The organism is Natronorubrum amylolyticum (assembly GCF_052040145.1).
In the GTDB taxonomy this organism is placed as follows: domain Archaea; phylum Halobacteriota; class Halobacteria; order Halobacteriales; family Natrialbaceae; genus Natronorubrum.
Map to the genome: position 1 here is coordinate 153,760 of NZ_JBPPFW010000001.1, position 16,444 is coordinate 170,203.

A 16,444-nucleotide genomic window follows, 5' to 3' on the forward strand; every position below is an offset into this window, starting at 1 on the left:
GGAACCGACAGTCTCCCCTACAGCAGCGTTTCGATCTCGCCGAGGGAGTCGAGGACGTGATCGGGCTGGACGGCCGCGGCCTCGAGATCGGCCTGCTCCGTGACGCCGGTGCGGACGAGGACGGTCGTCATGCCGGCCCGCTCTCCCAGCGCGATGTCGGTGTTCAGCCGGTCGCCGACGACGAGGGTCCGTTCGGGATCGCTCTCGAGGCGGTTCATCGCCGTCGCGGCGGCGATCGAGGAGGGCTTGCCCAGAATCGAATCGGCCTCGCGGTCGGCGACGGCCTCCATCGCGGCGATGATCGCGCCGGAGCCGGGGATCAGCCCGCCGTCGATCGGAATCGTCGTATCCGGGTCAGTCCCGTAGAACGGCACGTCGCCCTCGAGTGCCCGCAGAGATTCCCAGAGCGTCCCGTAGGAGAAATCACTGTCGAACGATCCCAACACGACCTCGGCCGCGTCTGGATCGTCGGTCAACTCGACGCCCGCGTCCTCGAGAATTGTCTCGAGTCGGTCGCTGCCGACGAGATAGACTCGTTCGTCCGGATGGGTCGTCGCGAGGTACTCCGCCGACACCGTCGCGGAGGTGAGCACGGCGTTCGGATCGATCTCGAGCCCGTGGGGCTCGAGCGTCTCGCCGTAGTGGTTGCTGCCGCGCGTCGGATTATTCGAGAACAGGAGTCGTTCGATGCCGGCGTCCTCGAGCGCGTGCAGGCCGTCGGTCGCGTTCGGCAGCAGTTCCTCACCGCGAACGATCGTCCCGTCGACGTCGAGGATCGCCGCCTCGTAGTCGGTCATCGTTCGTCTCTACGGTCGACCGGCGATTGAGTGTTGGGTTTGGGGAGGGTCGAGACGCGTTCGCTTTCCAACTGCTCGAATGCGATCTCTGCCATGCGAGCAGTCGCTCGAGAGCATCGTTCCCCGCTCCCGACCAGATTCGACAGCCGTGTTCTTGTACCGTAGCGCTCCGAGTGACGCAGCATCAGATTCCACGCCGATACGGATCCTCTCTCAGGTACCATCGTCACCGAGAGCGCTCGAGTTCGAGTTCCTCCGTATCGATCCCGGCCGCCTCGGCCTGCTCGTTGGAGTCGATCAGGCGGTCGAGTTTCGCTTCGAACTCCTCGTCGGAGAGCTCACCGGCCGCGTATCGCTCCTGAAGTTTCGTTACGGGATCTCGTTCTGGCGCCGAATCGGCGACTGCAGCGTCGTCTTGACTCTCGTCCGTCTCCGAACGCTCCACGAGATACCAGATGAGAAACGACGTCACCACGAACAGGAGCGTGACCGCGAGGGCGAACCAGGGACCGGCTAACAGCAAGACGGCGATGATCACGATATCGGCGAGGACGAACTTAATGGCGAAGATCTCCGTGAGACTGTAGCTCCGACCACCGCTCTCACTGCCCATACGTGTCGTTCGGACCGTCCCGAAATAATTGTAGGGATCGGCCACGACGAGTGACAGTATCGCGCCAAAACCCAGATCGTCGGGTGCAGCGAGCGAGAGACGCGACCACGACCGACAATCCCGTTCGAGGTGGGAATTCTTTTGCACGCACCGGCCCTACGGTCGGCTATGACACTCGAGGTCGAAGCCCCCGATCCGCCGGAACTGGACTTCGTCGATCCCAACGAGTACGAGGACGCGACGATCAGCGCCGACGGCGACGAAGAGATCGACTACCGTCGCGAGGAACTCCAGGCGTTTCTCGAGGAGGGTGCCTGGGAGGAGGCGTTCGCGGAGTGGCTCGAAGACACCGACCTCGACGAGCGCGCGTACGGGATCGCTCGAGATCTCGATCTCTTCGCGGGTTTCGACTTCTTCTGGGACGATTTCGCCGACCGCGTCGGCTATCACGCGCCCGGAATTCCGGAAGACTGGCAGGAGCGGGAGTACCATCCCGACCTCGATACGTGGGGCACCGTCTCCTCGATCAACGCCGAACTGACGGAGTTCGGCCAAATCGTCTCCGTGATTCTCAAAGAGGAGTACATCGACTGGGAAGCGGAGTACGAACCGCCGGAAGACCTGCCGGACTTCGACTGAGAAGCGATCGAAGCCGGGATGGAGACGTCGGCGATAACGCTCGAGCACCGGAGCGCCGGAAAAACGAAACGAACTGCTGCGTGAGCTGTGGGCTACTGTCGGCCGAGCGAACTACTCCCGCCCGACCGCGATATTTCTCGTGGCACCGTCGCAGTCCGGGCAGGTTCGGAGCGACTCGGTCGCTTCGCGGTAGCCGCAGTCGGGACATTCGTAGTACGATCGGGTCTGCGTGTACGGATCCGAGTAAACCATACTGCAATGGGATACCGTACCACGAAAAAGCGTTGCCCTGATAGTCGTTTGAACAACTATATCGAGATAAATAGCCTAGTATAGTGGACGAATATCCAAAACCATCTGCCATTGACGGCCGACGACCGCTACCCCGGCCGTTCGATCGCTCGCCACCGACCGTTCACTCACTCGAGTGAGCGTGCACGCGGCCACCGTCCACAGCGGACCGCCTAGCCGGACCACTCGCCGGCGAGGTCGCCACCGACGTTCTCCCGCCAGTGGTCGAACTCGGTGTTACAGTCGGGATTGTCGTCGATGTGATCGACGAATCCGGCACCGGGCGATGCGAGTTCCTCCCCGCAGAACGGGCAAGCGATGGGATCGGTCCAGTCTGTCGTCGTGTTTACTGTCATTCGTGCCCCGATCTATCAGGAACAATCATATAGGTTTAATCGGTTAAGATCTAGTACAATTACTATGGCATATAGTCACGATGCGAGATCGATACTCGTCACGCGAAACGCCCCGGTCGGCATCACAGCGTACCACTGAACCGAGGGCCGGCCACCGTCGACCGAGAGACCGCCCGTCGTCCGTTGCATCGGCGCGAATCCACAGGGGAATCGAGCCTCGAGTCGCGAATCGGAGGCTATTCCTCCGTCGCTTCGCGTATCTTTCCTCGAGAACGAGATGTCGGTTCGAGAGCGGGCCGGTCGGCTCACCCACTACGACGTCCTCGTAGTGACGGCAGCGATCTGGTTTCTCGCGAAATTTCTGCGATACGCCTTTCCGCCACTGTTCGAGTCGTTTCAGCTGAGTTACGGCGTCTCGAACGCCGTGCTCGGTGCCGCGTACACCGGATTCATGCTCGTCTACGCCGCGATGCAGTTCCCGTCGGGCGTGCTCGCGGATCGATTCGGCTCGGTCGCCGTCATCACGACGGGCGCGCTCGTCGCCTCGGTCGCCGCGCTCGTCCTGGTCGTCGACTCGCCGTTTCTCGTCCTCGTCGCCGCTATGCTCGTCATGGGTGCCGGCACCGGTGCACACAAGACCGTCGCGGTTCGGCTGCTGTCACAGGCCTACCCGTCCCGAACGGGACGTGCGCTCGGCATCCTCGACACGTTCGGCGCCTTCGGCGGCGTCGTCGCTCCGGCCGCCGTCGTCGCCGTTGCCGGCATCGGCTTCGCACTGGGCGCGAGCTGGCGGCTGATCTTTCTGGTCGCCGGAGCCCTCGGGCTCGCACTCGCCGGCGCCTTCTGGGTTCGAGTGCCGAAACGGGTCCCGAGCGCCGTCGAGGGCGACGCCCCCACGAGCGCCGTCTCGGCTGCCGGCTTCTCCCAGTACGCGACGCTCTTCCGTGACTGGCGATTCTCGGTCTTCGCGCTCCTGACGGTACTGTTTTCCTTCACGTACAACGGCTTCGTCGCGTTCGCGCCGCTGTATCTCACCCAAGAGGCTGGATTGGCCGACGCAACGGCAGGCGTGCTCTACAGCGCGCTCTTTCTCGCGAGTTTGAGCCAGCTTGCGACCGGCGACCTCAGCGACCGCGTCGGAAAACTCCCGATCATCGTCTTACTGCTCGGACTCGCTTCCGCCGCGCTGGTCGCGTTCGTCTCCCTGACCGACACTGCCGGGCCCTTCCTCCTCGGTGCCGCGCTGATCGCCGTCGGCATCGGTGCGCACGGCTTTCGTCCCGTCAGAGGGGCCTACCTGATGGAAGTCATTCCCGACGACGTCGCCGGCGGTGGACTCGGCGTCGTCCGGACGTTGCTGATGGCCGCCGGCGCGGTCGCCCCCGTAATCGTCGGTACGCTTTCGGAGGTCGCCGGCTTTCAGCCCGCGTTCTGGCTCCTCGCGGCGTCGATCGTCTCCGCGACTGTGCTCGGCGCGTTGCTCTGGGCTCTGGAGTGACGGCTCCCGGGTCGATCCGCTTCGAGCCTCGATTTACCACGGAAAGAGTTAACACACCTCGTGACGTACTCGTTCGTATGTCACTCGCCGAATCACTCGAGTACGAGTGTATGTCCTGTGACCACCGAGAGACGGTCGCGGACGCGCTCGTCAGTACCTGCCGGCAATGCGGGGGCGAGATGCGCAACGTGGATCCGGTTCGGTAGTCGGAGTTGCTGCACGGTCGAGTCGTCGCCACTGCGCGTGCGCCCGTGAGCGGCTGCCACAGGTTTTTGCCGTCGGATCGATTCGGAACGCCCCTCGACGCGTTATCGGCTGAGAGCGGCCGCGACCCCGAACAGCACGACGCCGAGCACGACTGCGAGGGCACCGACGACGGCGTCACCGGCGAAGACGAGCGTCCCACCGGCGACGAGTCCGGCACCGCCGCCACCGGCGGCCACTGGGACACCGAGTTGCTGGACGGTACTCGAGTCCGGTCGGCTCTCGACCGCCGCTCGAGACTGTTGTCGATCCCGTACCTCGTCCAGATCCGCGCGGAGGGCCTCGAGATCCGTCTCCCGGGAGTCCGACGTCGCCCCGTCGACGGCCGACTCGAGGTCCTCGATCTCCGCCGCGAGCGAGTCCAGTCGAGCGTCGTGGCGCTCGAGGTCGCTCGTACGGCTCTCGAGTCGCTCCCCGTGATCGCTCGTCCGATCGTCGAGCAGTTCGGTACGAGTAGCGACTCCGTCGAGTCGGTCCCTCACGTCGTCTACTGCACCTGCGAGTTCGTCGACGCGCTCCGGGTCGCCGTCGGAATCGCTGGAGGTCGCTCGAAGCGAGCCGATCTCGGTCTCGAGCGACTCAACCGTTTCCGCAAGCGCTGTAACGTCATTCTGGGAGACGGACGTCTCCTCGAGCGCCGTTACGCGCTCGTCGACAGTGCCCACACGCTCGACGAGGGTGTCGGTCGTCGTCTCGAGATTCCCGACCGCGTCGTCGAGGTCCCCGAGTTCGGCCTCGATTGTCTCGGTGGTCGTCACGACGTCCTCGAGTCGATCCTCGACGTCGGCGCACCGAGTGTCGACGGTCTCGAGACGCGACTCGAGCCGGTCGGTTTGGCCCTCGACCTCCGCCCGAAGATCGGTGACGTCCTCGTCGAGATCGTTCTCGAGCGCGTCGACACGATCCATCAGCGTCGTCTCGACGTCTCCGATTCGCGTTTCAACTTCCTCCAGATCGGTCTCCATCGCTTCGAGGTCGCCACCGACGGAATCGACCTCGGTGGTGAACGATTCGACCGTCGCTCGCGTGTCGGCGAGCGAGTCGGACAGTGCTTCGACTGCGTCGTCGCTGGCGGTCTCCTCGTCGAGTCGGTCGACGGCCGTCTCGAGCGTCTTGAGTTCGTCTTCGACCGCCACGATATCGTCCGCAACCGTCTCGGTCGCGTCGCCGAGTTGCGCCTCCAGATCGCCCATCGTTTCCTCGAGGCGTGACTCGAGCGTCGCTTCGAACGCCTTGACGTCGTCCGTGAGATCCCCGACGTCGCCGTCGATCGACTCGAGATCGGCTGCGAGGTCGTCGACCGTCGTCTCGAGCGCCGTCCGCTCCTCGAGTTCGGACACCGTCTCCGAAACCGCCGTCATCGAGTCGCCGAGTTCGACGAGTTCGGCCTCGAGCGACGCGAGTTCGGCTTCCACGTCGTCGACGCGATCGCCGTCGGCCGCCGTCGACTCGATCTCGTCGATCGTCTCCCGAGCGTCCTCGAGTCGGTTCTCGAGATCCTCGGCGCGATCGGAGACGGACTGCCGAACGTCGGCCACCTCGGTTTCGACCGATTCGACGTCGCCTTCGACCGATTCGACGGTGTCCTCGAGCGCACCGACGTCGCTTCCGACGGTCTCGACCCGGTCGGCCGTCGACTCGAGATCGGTTTCGACGGTCTCGACGCGGTCGTCCGTAGCCGTAAGTCGCTCGTCGACGGCCTCGAGCGTCGTCGCAGTCGCATCGATCTCGTCGTCGAGTTCGGTAAGTCGATCGTCGACGCTCTCGATCCGTTCGTCGACGGCCGCGAGTTCGACACCGACGGCGTCGATCTCGTCCGCGATCGTCGTTTCGACGGCGTCGATGGCATCCTCGAGTCGCTCGCGTTCGCCGTCCGCCCGCTCCGTCTCCTCGTCGAGCCGGTCCGAGACGCCGGTGATTTCGACCGACTGCTCTTCGAGCCGGCCGGCGAGCCCCGTAGCTCGGGTCTCGAGTCGGTCGTCGAGCCGCTCCGTTCGATCGGTTATCTCCTCGAGGTCCGCGGCGAGATCACCGATGCGCTCGTCGAGGGCCGCTCGTTCGTCCGCGGTAGCCTCCTCGACCGTCTCGAGGCTCTCTTCGACGGACTCGAGGTCGTCCGTGAGGTCCGTTTCGACCGATTCGAGATCGTCCACCAGTTTCGCTTCGAGGGCGTCGAGATCCCCTTCTAACCCCGTCTCGAGTACGTCGAGGTCTTCCGCGATGTCCGCCTCGAGCGACGCGAGATCGTCGACGAGCGTCGACTCCACCCCCTCGACATCGTCTTCGAGCGCGTCGAAGGCCGCTGACAGCCCGTCGAGGTCGTCCCGAAGCTCACGCTCGAGTTCGTCGACCGTTCCCTCGGTCGCGTGCGTCTCACTTTCGGCTTCGAGATCGCGCAGGTCGTCGGCGAACGCTTCGAGTCGCTCGTCGAGGGCCGCGACGGATTCGGCGTCGGCCGCTCGCTCCTCGACGTAATCGAGTTCCTCGAACGCGGACTCGAGGTCGGTACGAACCGACTGTATCTCCTCGTCGCGGGTGGCGAGGCGGTCGAACAGTTGATCGATGGCGTCGTTCGCCCGATCGTGGCCCGTGTCACCCTCACCGCCGACCGCGTCGTCGAACGCGAGGGTCGTCCGGCCGCCCGCGCCGCTCGCCTCGGCTGTGTCTATCCCGGGCTCGTCTCCGTCGGTCCCACTCCCGTTCGCACCGTTCTCCGACCACGTGACATCCTCGTAGGCGTCGACGTCGTCCTCGGCGGCTGCGAGTGCCCCCCTGGCCGCACTCGCAGCGGGATCGTCGGCCAGACGGACCCCGCGAACCGAGAACGGCAACGGAGCGGCGTCGAACCGGCCGCCGAGCAGGTACTCGAGCCCCTCGACGGTCCCCGAGCCGGCGACCGCAATTGGGACGGCCAGCCCCTGCTGGACGTCGTTCTCGTTGGCCTCGGCCTCGATCGCGTCGACGACGTCGCCGATCAGCGCGTCGAACGCCTGTGCGAGCGCGCTCTCGATGTCGCCGGACGCCGCGTCGGGGTCGAGCGCAAACTCCTCGAGCACGCTCGCGACCTGTGCGGGCTCGTGGCCAGTGTTGCCGGCCGCTCGCTGGACGACCCACTCGCTCCCGTTCCCCACCGAGAACGCCAGCGCGGGGACGCCGTAGTAGGCCAGCGAGACGCTCGTCGTCTGCGAGCCGATACAGATCCCGAGCCCGGTGTAGTTGTCGTCCGCGAACTGGTCGTAGACGACGGCAAAGCCCGTGCTGGTCGGCGTCGCGTCGAGAGCGCGACCCTCGAGCACCGAGTCAACGGTGTCACGATGTGCGTCGGTCGGTTCAGCCACGTCGACGACGGTTCCCGGCGTTGTGTAACAGAGTCGGTCGTCGTCGGTATCGATCTCGAGCACGTCGTCGACGAGCGCCTCGAGCGCCGGTTCGACGTACTCGTCGACGGTGAGAACGCCGTTCGAAAACAACGGTTTCGGGGGTTCTCCCGTCGCGTCGGCGACGGCGAGAGCCGCTGACCCGACCGCGTAGGTGGTCTCGCCGTGTTGGACCAGTAGCTCCTCGTCCACCCCGCCGTCGACCGATTCGAGCGTCTCGTCGTCGGTCGAAACGACGACCGGCGGTACCGATTCGATCGCCACCCCATCGGCCGTCTCGGTGGCCGCACGGAGTGCCCCAGGTCCGATATCGAGACCGTATCCCATGGCATCGATGAGTCAGAGCGTCCTCTTTGAGCTTTGGTCTCGAATACCAGATGTGAAAATCAGCGCAGCGCCGACGCAGTGCGTGGAACCGGTCGACCGGCTCCCGCGTTCACCTGCCGGCACCCAGTTTTTCGCCGTCGGTCACGACCGTCGACTATGGAGCACGAACGCCAACTCGAGTCCGACCTCGAGGCGGCGATTCTGGAGGTCCGGCGAGACGACGACGAACTCGATATCGGGAAGGTCAGCGAGTACCTGCTCTCCGAGGATCGGATCAATCGCTATCTGATCGGCCTGCAAGACGAGTGCACGCGAGCGTCGTTCTACTGTACGGCGACCAGATCGATCGCGTACAAACCGGTCACGGGTGAGTCGCCGTCGAAACTCGTCGATACGGTTCCGGGTCTCGCCAACCGAAAACAGCTACGCGACTGGATCGTCGATCAGGAGTGGTCGTGGATCCACCCGCGATATCGGTGGCTGATCGACTCCGAGTGAAACGTGCGGGTCGGCCGACGGCAGTTCGTCGGGTTAGCTGGTCGGACTGGGATCGACAGCGGTCTCGCCGATACTGACGGCATCGTCGACAGAGAGCGTCTCACCCCACGACGACTCGGGGACGCGCGTGTTAGTCATCAGCCGGAAGTAGTGGTCGAACCACGCCTCGCTCGCCCACTCCGGGAGGGTCGCCTCTCGCCGCTCGACGAACGTCTCGCGAAAGCCTTCGGTTGCCTCGCCCGTCTCGGGGTCGCGCGTCGGCACGACACAGCGTTGGCACGGATTGACGCCCTGCAGCGTACTCGAGCCGATATCGAAGGAGACGACTGTTCCGGGTGCGTCGTACAGTCGATCCTCCCAGAACGCCGGCGCGTCGAACACGAGGTTCGGCCGCAGTCGACGACGCATCTCGTCGGGAGCGATGTCGTCGTACCACGAGGCGACCGCCTCGAGGGTGCCCGTGGCGATGACCGTCGGTCCCGAGGCGTCCGTATCGTCGGGAAATCCGCCCTCGTCGTCGCGAACGACCTCGACCGGGTAGCCGAAGTACTCCGACAGCCACGAGGCGAAACAGTCTCGATCGAGTTCGAGGTGGAACGTGTTGGTTTCGTCGCTCCCGCGTTCGCTTACCGTGACCGTTTCGCGCTCGAGATCGAACGTCGCCTCGAGGTCGTGAACCCGCCGCTCGCGTTTGCCGTTGACGTACTGCCCGACCGAGTCGGCCGTCGACCCGGTCTCCGACGGCTGCTCGACGATCGCGTACCGTCGGTCCCACGCGAGTCCACCGTTGTCGACGATCTCGCCCGCCGCAACCGACACCGCGTCGAGGGATTTGATCGGATGAACGCGAATGCGCTCGAGGTGTACCATTGACGGTACGCTCAGTCCGACGGCTCTTAGCTGTGTTCGTTTCAGTCTTATTTCGCCTGGATTCGACTCCGACGGAGTCGGATCAATCGGCTGAGTGCCCGATTACGCGCTTACTTTCGTCGCCGTCGCGTCGGGGGTCGGCTCCGACACGCGAACGTCGCCGTCGCCGTCGACTCGAACGGTGTAGCCGCAGTACTCGAACGCCACCGACGCGTCCACTCCCGGCGTCGCAAACAGCGACTCGAGCGCTTCCGTGTCGATGGCTTCGTGCAACGGGGACTCCAGTTCGGTGATGTCGACTCCCTTTCGCGCGGCGACAGTCTCGGCGATTTCGAGGACGAGTTCGTTTTCTCGGACCATACTCAGCGGGCCAATATCGTACCATATAACAGTAGGGGATCGTATTCTGACGGGCGTCTGTCGCCCGTCAGACGTTCGGTAGACGCGTGGAACACATTGCCTTCGAACCGGCCCATCGAAGCCATACTTTTTGCCGTTCGAACGCGTCAATGAGACCGACATGTCAGCCGCAAACGCTCTCGCCGAGGTCGTCGACAACCTCGTCTACGAATCGGTACAGGTCCACGAGCACGGCGTCGATCTGACCGTCGGCGCGATCTACGAGGTCGCCGCCCCCGGCCGACTCGACTTCGGCGGCGACGAACTCGAGGACGCGGATCTCGAACCGGTGTCCACCGAACTCCGCAATCCGGACGACGAGTACGGCTGGTGGGACCTCGAGGGCGGCCAGTACGTGATCCAGCACAACGAGTTTCTGACCGACCTCGAGGAGCCGATTCAGCTCCAGCCGCGAAACGAACTCCTGGCTCGCGGCGGCTCGCATCCGTCGGTGCTGGTCGCGTCGCACCTGCCGTTGATGCCGCTGACCGTCGCCGACGGCGGGCTGCGGATCAAGGAGAACGCACGGGTCTCGACGCTGGTGTCGACCGGCGGACGGTCGCTCGACGCGGAGTAAGCGGTGCGGTTCGGCCGTTACCGGCGGGCTGACGGTCTCGAGGGGCAGTCACGTCGTCGAAGCCGTCGTGAGCGGCTGCTGTGGGTGGTAGCGGGCACAAAATATCGCCGAAATCGAAATCCGCTCGAGCGGAATGCGGCGCTACCGGCCTTCGTACTCGGGATCTCGATCCTCGAGGAAGGCGTTGACACCCTCCGCGTGGTCGTCCGTGTCGAAGACGATTCCCTGCGCGACCGCTTCGTCGGTCAGGGCCTGTCCGAGGGACTTCTCGAGCCCCTCGCCGACGAGTCGGTTGGCGTGGCGCAGCGCGATCGGCGGGCCGGAGACGATCTTCTCCACGAACTCGTCGACCCGCTCGTCGAACTCGTCGGCGGCGTAGACGTGGTTGACCAGTCCGAGCTCCTTCGCGCGGTCGGCGCCGAAGATATCGCCCGTCAGGACGAGCTCCTTGGCGACGTTCTCGCCGACGATTCGCGGGAGGAGGTAGGAGGTTCCGGCGTCGACGCTCAGGCCGACCTGCCGGAAGACGAAGCCGAAGACGGACCGATCGCTCGCCAGTTGGACGTCACAGCCGATCGCGAGGTTCGCGCCCGCGCCGACCGCGGGGCCGTCGATCGCCGCGATCGTCGGAATCGGGAACTCGACGAGCGTCGTCATCATCTCTTTCGTCCGCTGCTCGAGACTCTGCGCCCGGTCGTCGGCCGGGAGGTCTTCCTCGAGTGCACGCGTCATTCGCTTCACGTCGCCGCCGGCCGAGAACGCACCGCCTGCGCCTTCGACGACCACACAGCGGGCGTCGCTGCCCTCGATCTCCTCGAGAGCCGCGACGAACCCCTCATGGATTTCCGTGGAGAAGGCGTTGCGCCGATCCGGCTGGTTGAGCGTGATCGTCGCCGGGCCGTCGTCCTCGATATCGAGGAGGACCGCATCGCCGAGCGCCATTATTCGGCCTCCTCCCCGCGGAGTTTGAACTTCTGGACCTTCCCGGTCGTGGTCCGCGGCAGTTCCTCGACGAACTCGACCTCGCGGGGGTGTTTGTACTCCGCGAGGTTGGTCAGGCAGTACTCCCTGATCTCGTCCGCCGTCACGTCGGCGTCGGGCGTGGGGACGATGAACGCCTTGATCGTCTCGCCGCGGCGTTCGTCGGGAATGCCGGCGACGGCGGCGTCGGCGACGGCCTCGTGTTCGAAGAGCAACTCCTCGACCTCACGGGGGTAGACGTTGTAGCCGCCGGTGACGATCATGTGCTTTTCGCGGTCGACGACGTAGTAGAACCCGTCCTCGTCGCGGTAGCCGATATCGCCGGTGTGGAACCAGCGTCGGCCACCCTCCTCGGTAAAGGCCTCCTCGTTGGCTTCGGGCAGGCCGTAGTAGCCTTTCATCACGTTCGGTCCGGCGACGACGATTTCACCGGTGATCTCGCGAAGATCCGTGGTCTCCTCGTCGATCGGTCCCTCCTCGACTGGGTCGACTTCCGCGAAGTTCTCGTCGACGACCTTGGAGTCGACGCCGGGGACGGTCTTGCCCACGCTCCCGACGCGTCGCCCTTCGATCGGGCTGTTGAAGTGCGTGATCGGGCTCGTCTCGGTCAGGCCGTACCCCTCGTAGACCTTCGGTTCGTACAGCTCCTCGAACTTACGGAGGACTTCGACCGGAATCCCGGAGCCGCCGACGCCACAGAGCCGAACCGACGAGAGGTCGAACTCCTCGGCGTTCGGCTGGTTGATGACGTCGTTGTACATCGCGGGCACGCCGTGCATCAGCGTCAGTTCCTCGTCTTCGATGAGCGAGACGGCCTCCTGTGCGTCCCACGACGGCAGCGGGTAGAAGGCGCCGCCGTTGAACAGCGTCGAGTTCATCACGACGGTCATTCCGTAGATGTGGAACAGCGGGAGGACGCCGAGCTGTTTGTCATCCTCGCGGATCCCGTCGGGGATCAGCTCCGAGGCGGCGTTCGCGTTCGACGCGAGATTGTCGTGGGTGAGCTGGACGCCCTTTGGCTGCCCCGTCGTCCCCGACGTGTACGGCTGGACCGCGACGTCGTCGTCATCCCGGTCGACGATGTCGGGATCGCCCGGCTCGAGGAACTCCGTCAGTTCTGTGGCACCCTCGGCGTCGCCCCCGACGCTGACGATGTGCTCGACGCTCGTCTCGTCCTGGACCTCAGTGACGAACGGGACGAGATCCGCGAGCGCGACGACCACTTTGGCCTCGCTGTCGGAGAGCAGGTGACCGATCTCTCGGGCTTTGTACTGCGGGTTCATCGGGACGACGGCCCCGCCGGCCCGAAGCGTCCCGTGGAAGGCGATCAGAAACGGCGGAACGTTCGGCAGATAGATCGCAACGCGATCGTCGGCCCCGACGCCGCGACTCTCGAGTGCGGTCGCGAAGGCGCCGGTTTGCCCCCAGAACTCCTCGTAGTTCGTTTCAGACCCCTGATAACCGATCGCGGTATTGTCGCCGTATTCCTCGACGGCTGCCGCGAGATTAGTGACAAGATTTGTCATACTCCGTGCGATACGTGTCCGTGTACCGTAAAAAAGATTGTTAAAGAAGAGGGTGGCTGCCTCTTCCTCTGGAAACCGAAGCGTCTGGGCGATCAATACGAGCGACTTTCGCAGCCGATCGGGAATCGGTAACGACAGCGGCCCCGACGAAAAAGGTGCGGTACAGTTGATAATCGAACCCGCCGTTACACTCCGAGGGGATGAATCGACCACCGAGCGACTGAGACTGTTGACGACGGAATCGTCGCGATCCGTCCCGCCGATGGCGGATCGGACGACACGGAGCGACTAGTCGCGTTCGGGGACGAACCGCTCGGCAGTCTCCGTATACTCCGCGAGCGATCCGAGGAACCGAGCCGCGTCGGCTCCGTCGACGAGTCGGTGATCGAAGCTGAGATCGAAGCCGATTCGCTTGCGAAACTCGATCCCGTCGTCGCCCCGTTGTGGCCGTTCTCGGATTCGATTGACGCCGAGAATCGCGACCTCCGGCGGGTTGATGACCGGCGTGAACGAGTCAACGCCGAGCACGCCGAGGTTCGTGACGGTAAACGTGCCGCCGCGAAGGTCGCTCATCGTGTACTCGCCGGACTGAACCGCCTCCGTCAGTCGTCGCCGCTCCGTCGCGACCTCGCCGAGCGACGTCGACCCGATGTCGCGGAGCACGGGTGCCACGAGCCCCGCCTCGATGTCGACGGCGACGCCGACGTTGTGCTCCTCGTACAGCCGGTGAGTCTCGTCCTCGAACGTCGCGTTGAACGCCGGATGATCGTCGAGCGTCGCCGAGACCGCACACAACAGGAGATCGACGACGGAAACGTCCGCCTCGAGTCGATCGTCCGCGGTCTCGGTCGCCCGCAGCAGTTCCTCCGCGTCAACGTCCCGATTCGCGGTCACGTGAACCGCGTTCTGATAGCTCTCCTGCAGTCGGTTCGCGATGGTCGCTCGCATCGGTGAAAGCGATCGTTCCTCGCGGACGGTGCGCCCCGTCTCGTCGGTGTCCGCCGTCGACTCGTCGTCGTTCCGGTCGGACTCCGTATCGGTCGGTGGCATACGATGATTGTACGATCTACGGTCGAGTGCGATCAGTCCGGACGAATCCAGGCGAGGACGCTTCCCCGTTCGAACTCGTCGTCTTCGTCAAGGACGATCTCCTCGAGCGTGCCGGAGGTCGGTGCGGGGACGTCGACGCTCACCTTCTCGACCTGGAACTCACAGAGGTCGTCGCCCGCCTCGACGCGGCTCCCCTCGCGCAGGAACCAGTTGACGACGACGCCCTCGTCTTCCGCCGTATCCTCGGGCCAGACGTCGCCCGTGTCGACGGCGACGCGGTCGTCGCTCCCGCTCATTCGCCGTCGTACACCTCGTGGACGGCGTTCTCGACGTCCTCCGCGTTCGGGATGACCTCGTTCTCCATCGGCCGCGCGTACGGGATCGGAACGTCCGGTACGGCGACCCGCTCGACGGCTTCCAGATCGTCTAGTCCGTTTTCGGCCTCGACTACGCTCGCGACGATCTCGCCGGTGACGCCGAACGAGCGGTAGTCCTCGTCGACGACGACCAGTCGGCCGGTCTTCGCGACGGAGTCGGCGATCGTCTCGGTGTCGAGCGGGACGAGCGTCCGGAGGTCGATCACTTCGACGTCGATCCCATCGTCGGCGAGGGACTCGGCGGCCTCGAGCGCCCGGTGGACGTGGAGGCCGAGCGTGACGACGGTCGCGTCCGCTCCCTCGCGCTTGACGTCGGCGCTGCCGAACGGGATCGTGTACTCGTCCTCGGGAACGCCCGTCTTCGGCCCGTCCGGAGCCGGCATCCAGCCGATGCCCATCAGCCGCTTGTGGAACAGGTAGACGACCGGATCGTCGTCGCGGATGGCGTTGTGCATCAGCCCCTTCGCGTCGTAGGCGGTCGAGGGCACGACGACCTTCATCCCCGGTAGGTGGGCGAAGGTGCCGTAGAGCGTCTGGGAGTGCTGAGCGGCGTCGTTGTACGTCCCGCCGACGGCGGCCGTGAGCACCATCGGCACGCTCACGGAGCCGCCGCTCATGTAGGTGTTCTTCGCCATCTGGTTGTAGATCTGGTCCATCCCGACGCCGAAGAAGTCGACGAACATGAGCTCCGCAATCGGGCGCATGCCCGCCTGCGCCGCACCCACGGCAGCCCCGATGTACGCCGTCTCGCTGATCGGGACGTCCATGATCCGGTCGTAACCGAACTCCTCGAGCAGGCCCTGCGTACTGTCGAAGATGCCGCCGTAGTCCGCGACGTCCTCGCCCATGTAGAAGACCTCGTCGTCCTCACGCATCTCGTGAGCGATGGCCTCAACCATCGCCCGGCTCATGGTCAACGATCGGTCAGTCTGTCCGCCGCTCGCCGGATCTCGCTCCTGTTGTGCCATCAGTCGTCACCTCCGAGTTCCGCAGCCGACGGCTCGCTATCGGTCACGCCCGAAGGCGGGTTCACGAAGACATCGTCGTAGGCGTCGTCCGGCTCCGGTTCTGGCTGGTCTTTCGCCCACTCGATGGCCTCTTCGACGCGCTCGTGAGCGCGGTCGCGCAGGTCGTCGATCGTCTCGCCGTCGACGTCGTGCCCTCGGAGATCCGACTCGAGTCGCTCGATCGAATCCCGTTCGATCGCGGCCTCCTCGTCCTCGCCGGGGCGGTACTCCTGTGGGTCGCCCATGAAGTGGCCCATGCGACGGTGGACCTGTACCTCGAGCAACGACGGCCCGTTCCTGTCGCGGGCGCGGCCGACGGCCTCCCTCGCCGCCTCGTAGACGGCGACGGCGTCGTCGGCGTCGACGCGCTCTCCTGGCATGTCGAAGCCGTCGGCGCGTCGGGCGCCGTTCGCGACGTCGGTGATGCGATGTTTCGGCATGCTGATCGCCCAATCGTTGTCTTCAACGACGAAGACGACGGGGAGATTCTGGACGCTCGCCATGTTGAGCGACTCGAGGAACGCCCCCTGATCGATGGCGCCCTCGCCGAGGAACGCGACGGCGACGCTGTCGGTGTTTCGTTTCTTCGCGGCCAGACCGGCCCCGACGGCGGGCGGACAGCCTTCGGCGATGATCCCGCTACACGCGAAGTTGACGTCGGGATCGAAGAGATGCATGTGACCGCCTTTCCCCGCACTGAGACCGGTTTCGCGGCCGAATATCTCCGCGGTCATCCGCTTCAGATCGACGCCCTTCGCGATAGCGATGTGATGTGGTCGGTGCGGCGCCGTCACCGTATCGTCGTCCCGTAAGTGTTGACAGACGCCCGCGCCGGACGCCTCGTGACCCGCAGCCAGATGTAACTCACCCGGGATGGGGCCGGCGGAGATGTCGAACGCCGGCTGTTTTCCCTCGAGATACTCCTCTTGCAGACGCTCCTCGTAGTGACGCGCCGTCACCATGTTCTCGTACATTGATTGTAATTCGTTAACAGATA

At 64.9% G+C, this 16,444-nt stretch carries 18 protein-coding genes; 5 read left to right on the forward strand and 13 right to left on the reverse strand.

Translation table 11 applies throughout. From position 1 onward, the window contains the following. Positions 1–17: 17 nt before the first annotated feature. Together ACSFDB_RS00760 and ACSFDB_RS00765 are read right to left on the reverse strand one after the other, a co-directional pair. Positions 18–797, reverse strand: coding sequence for an HAD-IIA family hydrolase (locus ACSFDB_RS00760; RefSeq protein ID WP_440769157.1), 780 nt, complete (start codon positions 795–797; stop codon positions 18–20). Between the two features lie 226 nt (positions 798–1,023). Then, positions 1,024–1,410 (reverse strand): SHOCT domain-containing protein, encoded by a 387-nt coding sequence (locus ACSFDB_RS00765; RefSeq protein WP_440769158.1) that lies wholly within the window; start codon positions 1,408–1,410, stop codon positions 1,024–1,026. A gap of 168 nt (positions 1,411–1,578) precedes the next feature. Between ACSFDB_RS00765 and ACSFDB_RS00770 the strand changes: the two genes are divergently transcribed. After that, complete coding sequence (locus ACSFDB_RS00770; protein WP_440769159.1) at positions 1,579–2,049, forward strand: DUF7992 family protein; 471 nt, start codon at positions 1,579–1,581, stop codon at positions 2,047–2,049. Positions 2,050–2,160: 111 nt separating this feature from the next. Here the strand turns inward: ACSFDB_RS00770 and ACSFDB_RS00775 are convergent, their stop codons facing one another. Next, the gene (locus ACSFDB_RS00775; protein WP_440769160.1) at positions 2,161–2,301 is read right to left on the reverse strand and encodes a rubrerythrin-like domain-containing protein; all 141 of its coding nucleotides are present in this window, start codon (positions 2,299–2,301) and stop codon (positions 2,161–2,163) included. A 212-nt stretch (positions 2,302–2,513) separates the two neighbouring features. Further along, positions 2,514–2,696, reverse strand: a complete 183-nt coding sequence (locus ACSFDB_RS00780) for a DUF7501 family protein (RefSeq protein WP_440769161.1) — start codon at positions 2,694–2,696, stop codon at positions 2,514–2,516. Between the two features lie 277 nt (positions 2,697–2,973). On the opposite strand from ACSFDB_RS00780, the gene ACSFDB_RS00785 reads away from it, so the two are divergent. Further along, positions 2,974–4,194 (forward strand): MFS transporter, encoded by a 1,221-nt coding sequence (locus ACSFDB_RS00785; protein WP_440769162.1) that lies wholly within the window; start codon positions 2,974–2,976, stop codon positions 4,192–4,194. Positions 4,195–4,271: 77 nt separating this feature from the next. Further along, the gene (locus tag ACSFDB_RS00790; protein ID WP_440769163.1) at positions 4,272–4,400 is read left to right on the forward strand and encodes a rubrerythrin-like domain-containing protein; all 129 of its coding nucleotides are present in this window, start codon (positions 4,272–4,274) and stop codon (positions 4,398–4,400) included. A gap of 102 nt (positions 4,401–4,502) precedes the next feature. Here the strand turns inward: ACSFDB_RS00790 and ACSFDB_RS00795 are convergent, their stop codons facing one another. Beyond that, positions 4,503–8,162 carry a disk-shape morphogenesis protein volactin gene (locus tag ACSFDB_RS00795; protein WP_440769164.1) on the reverse strand — a complete coding sequence of 1,220 codons (3,660 nt, stop codon included), beginning with the start codon at positions 8,160–8,162 and terminating at the stop codon, positions 4,503–4,505. A 156-nt stretch (positions 8,163–8,318) separates the two neighbouring features. On the opposite strand from ACSFDB_RS00795, the gene ACSFDB_RS00800 reads away from it, so the two are divergent. Next, positions 8,319–8,660 carry a hypothetical protein gene (locus ACSFDB_RS00800; RefSeq protein ID WP_440769165.1) on the forward strand — a complete coding sequence of 114 codons (342 nt, stop codon included), beginning with the start codon at positions 8,319–8,321 and terminating at the stop codon, positions 8,658–8,660. A 33-nt stretch (positions 8,661–8,693) separates the two neighbouring features. On the opposite strand, the gene ACSFDB_RS00805 is transcribed toward ACSFDB_RS00800, so the two are convergent. Further along, positions 8,694–9,530: an MOSC domain-containing protein gene (locus ACSFDB_RS00805; protein WP_440769166.1), complete on the reverse strand. Its 837-nt coding sequence runs from the start codon at positions 9,528–9,530 to the stop codon at positions 8,694–8,696. 102 nt (positions 9,531–9,632) lie between these two features. Then, a complete protein-coding gene (locus ACSFDB_RS00810) occupies positions 9,633–9,890 on the reverse strand; it encodes a HalOD1 output domain-containing protein (protein WP_440769167.1) in 258 nt (85 codons plus the stop codon). Between the two features lie 160 nt (positions 9,891–10,050). Between ACSFDB_RS00810 and ACSFDB_RS00815 the strand changes: the two genes are divergently transcribed. Further along, positions 10,051–10,506 (forward strand): dCTP deaminase/dUTPase family protein, encoded by a 456-nt coding sequence (locus tag ACSFDB_RS00815; protein WP_440769168.1) that lies wholly within the window; start codon positions 10,051–10,053, stop codon positions 10,504–10,506. Positions 10,507–10,647: 141 nt separating this feature from the next. Here the strand turns inward: ACSFDB_RS00815 and ACSFDB_RS00820 are convergent, their stop codons facing one another. From ACSFDB_RS00820 to ACSFDB_RS00845, 6 genes are all read right to left on the reverse strand, one after another. Further along, complete coding sequence (locus ACSFDB_RS00820) at positions 10,648–11,448, reverse strand: enoyl-CoA hydratase/isomerase family protein (protein WP_440769169.1); 801 nt, start codon at positions 11,446–11,448, stop codon at positions 10,648–10,650. After that, a complete protein-coding gene (locus tag ACSFDB_RS00825; RefSeq protein WP_440769170.1) occupies positions 11,448–13,013 on the reverse strand; it encodes a long-chain-fatty-acid--CoA ligase in 1,566 nt (521 codons plus the stop codon). The genes ACSFDB_RS00820 and ACSFDB_RS00825 overlap by 1 nt, the downstream gene beginning before the upstream one ends. Before the next feature lie 288 nt (positions 13,014–13,301). Beyond that, positions 13,302–14,063 (reverse strand): 2-oxo acid dehydrogenase subunit E2, encoded by a 762-nt coding sequence (locus ACSFDB_RS00830; protein WP_440769171.1) that lies wholly within the window; start codon positions 14,061–14,063, stop codon positions 13,302–13,304. 32 nt (positions 14,064–14,095) lie between these two features. Further along, positions 14,096–14,359: a lipoyl domain-containing protein gene (locus tag ACSFDB_RS00835; protein WP_440769172.1), complete on the reverse strand. Its 264-nt coding sequence runs from the start codon at positions 14,357–14,359 to the stop codon at positions 14,096–14,098. Continuing rightward, the gene (locus tag ACSFDB_RS00840) at positions 14,356–15,408 is read right to left on the reverse strand and encodes an alpha-ketoacid dehydrogenase subunit beta (protein ID WP_440769173.1); all 1,053 of its coding nucleotides are present in this window, start codon (positions 15,406–15,408) and stop codon (positions 14,356–14,358) included. The genes ACSFDB_RS00835 and ACSFDB_RS00840 overlap by 4 nt, the downstream gene beginning before the upstream one ends. Then, positions 15,408–16,421 carry a thiamine pyrophosphate-dependent dehydrogenase E1 component subunit alpha gene (locus tag ACSFDB_RS00845; RefSeq protein WP_440769174.1) on the reverse strand — a complete coding sequence of 338 codons (1,014 nt, stop codon included), beginning with the start codon at positions 16,419–16,421 and terminating at the stop codon, positions 15,408–15,410. Before ACSFDB_RS00845 ends, ACSFDB_RS00840 begins: the two co-directional genes overlap by 1 nt. Between the last annotated feature and the right edge of the window lie 23 nt (positions 16,422–16,444).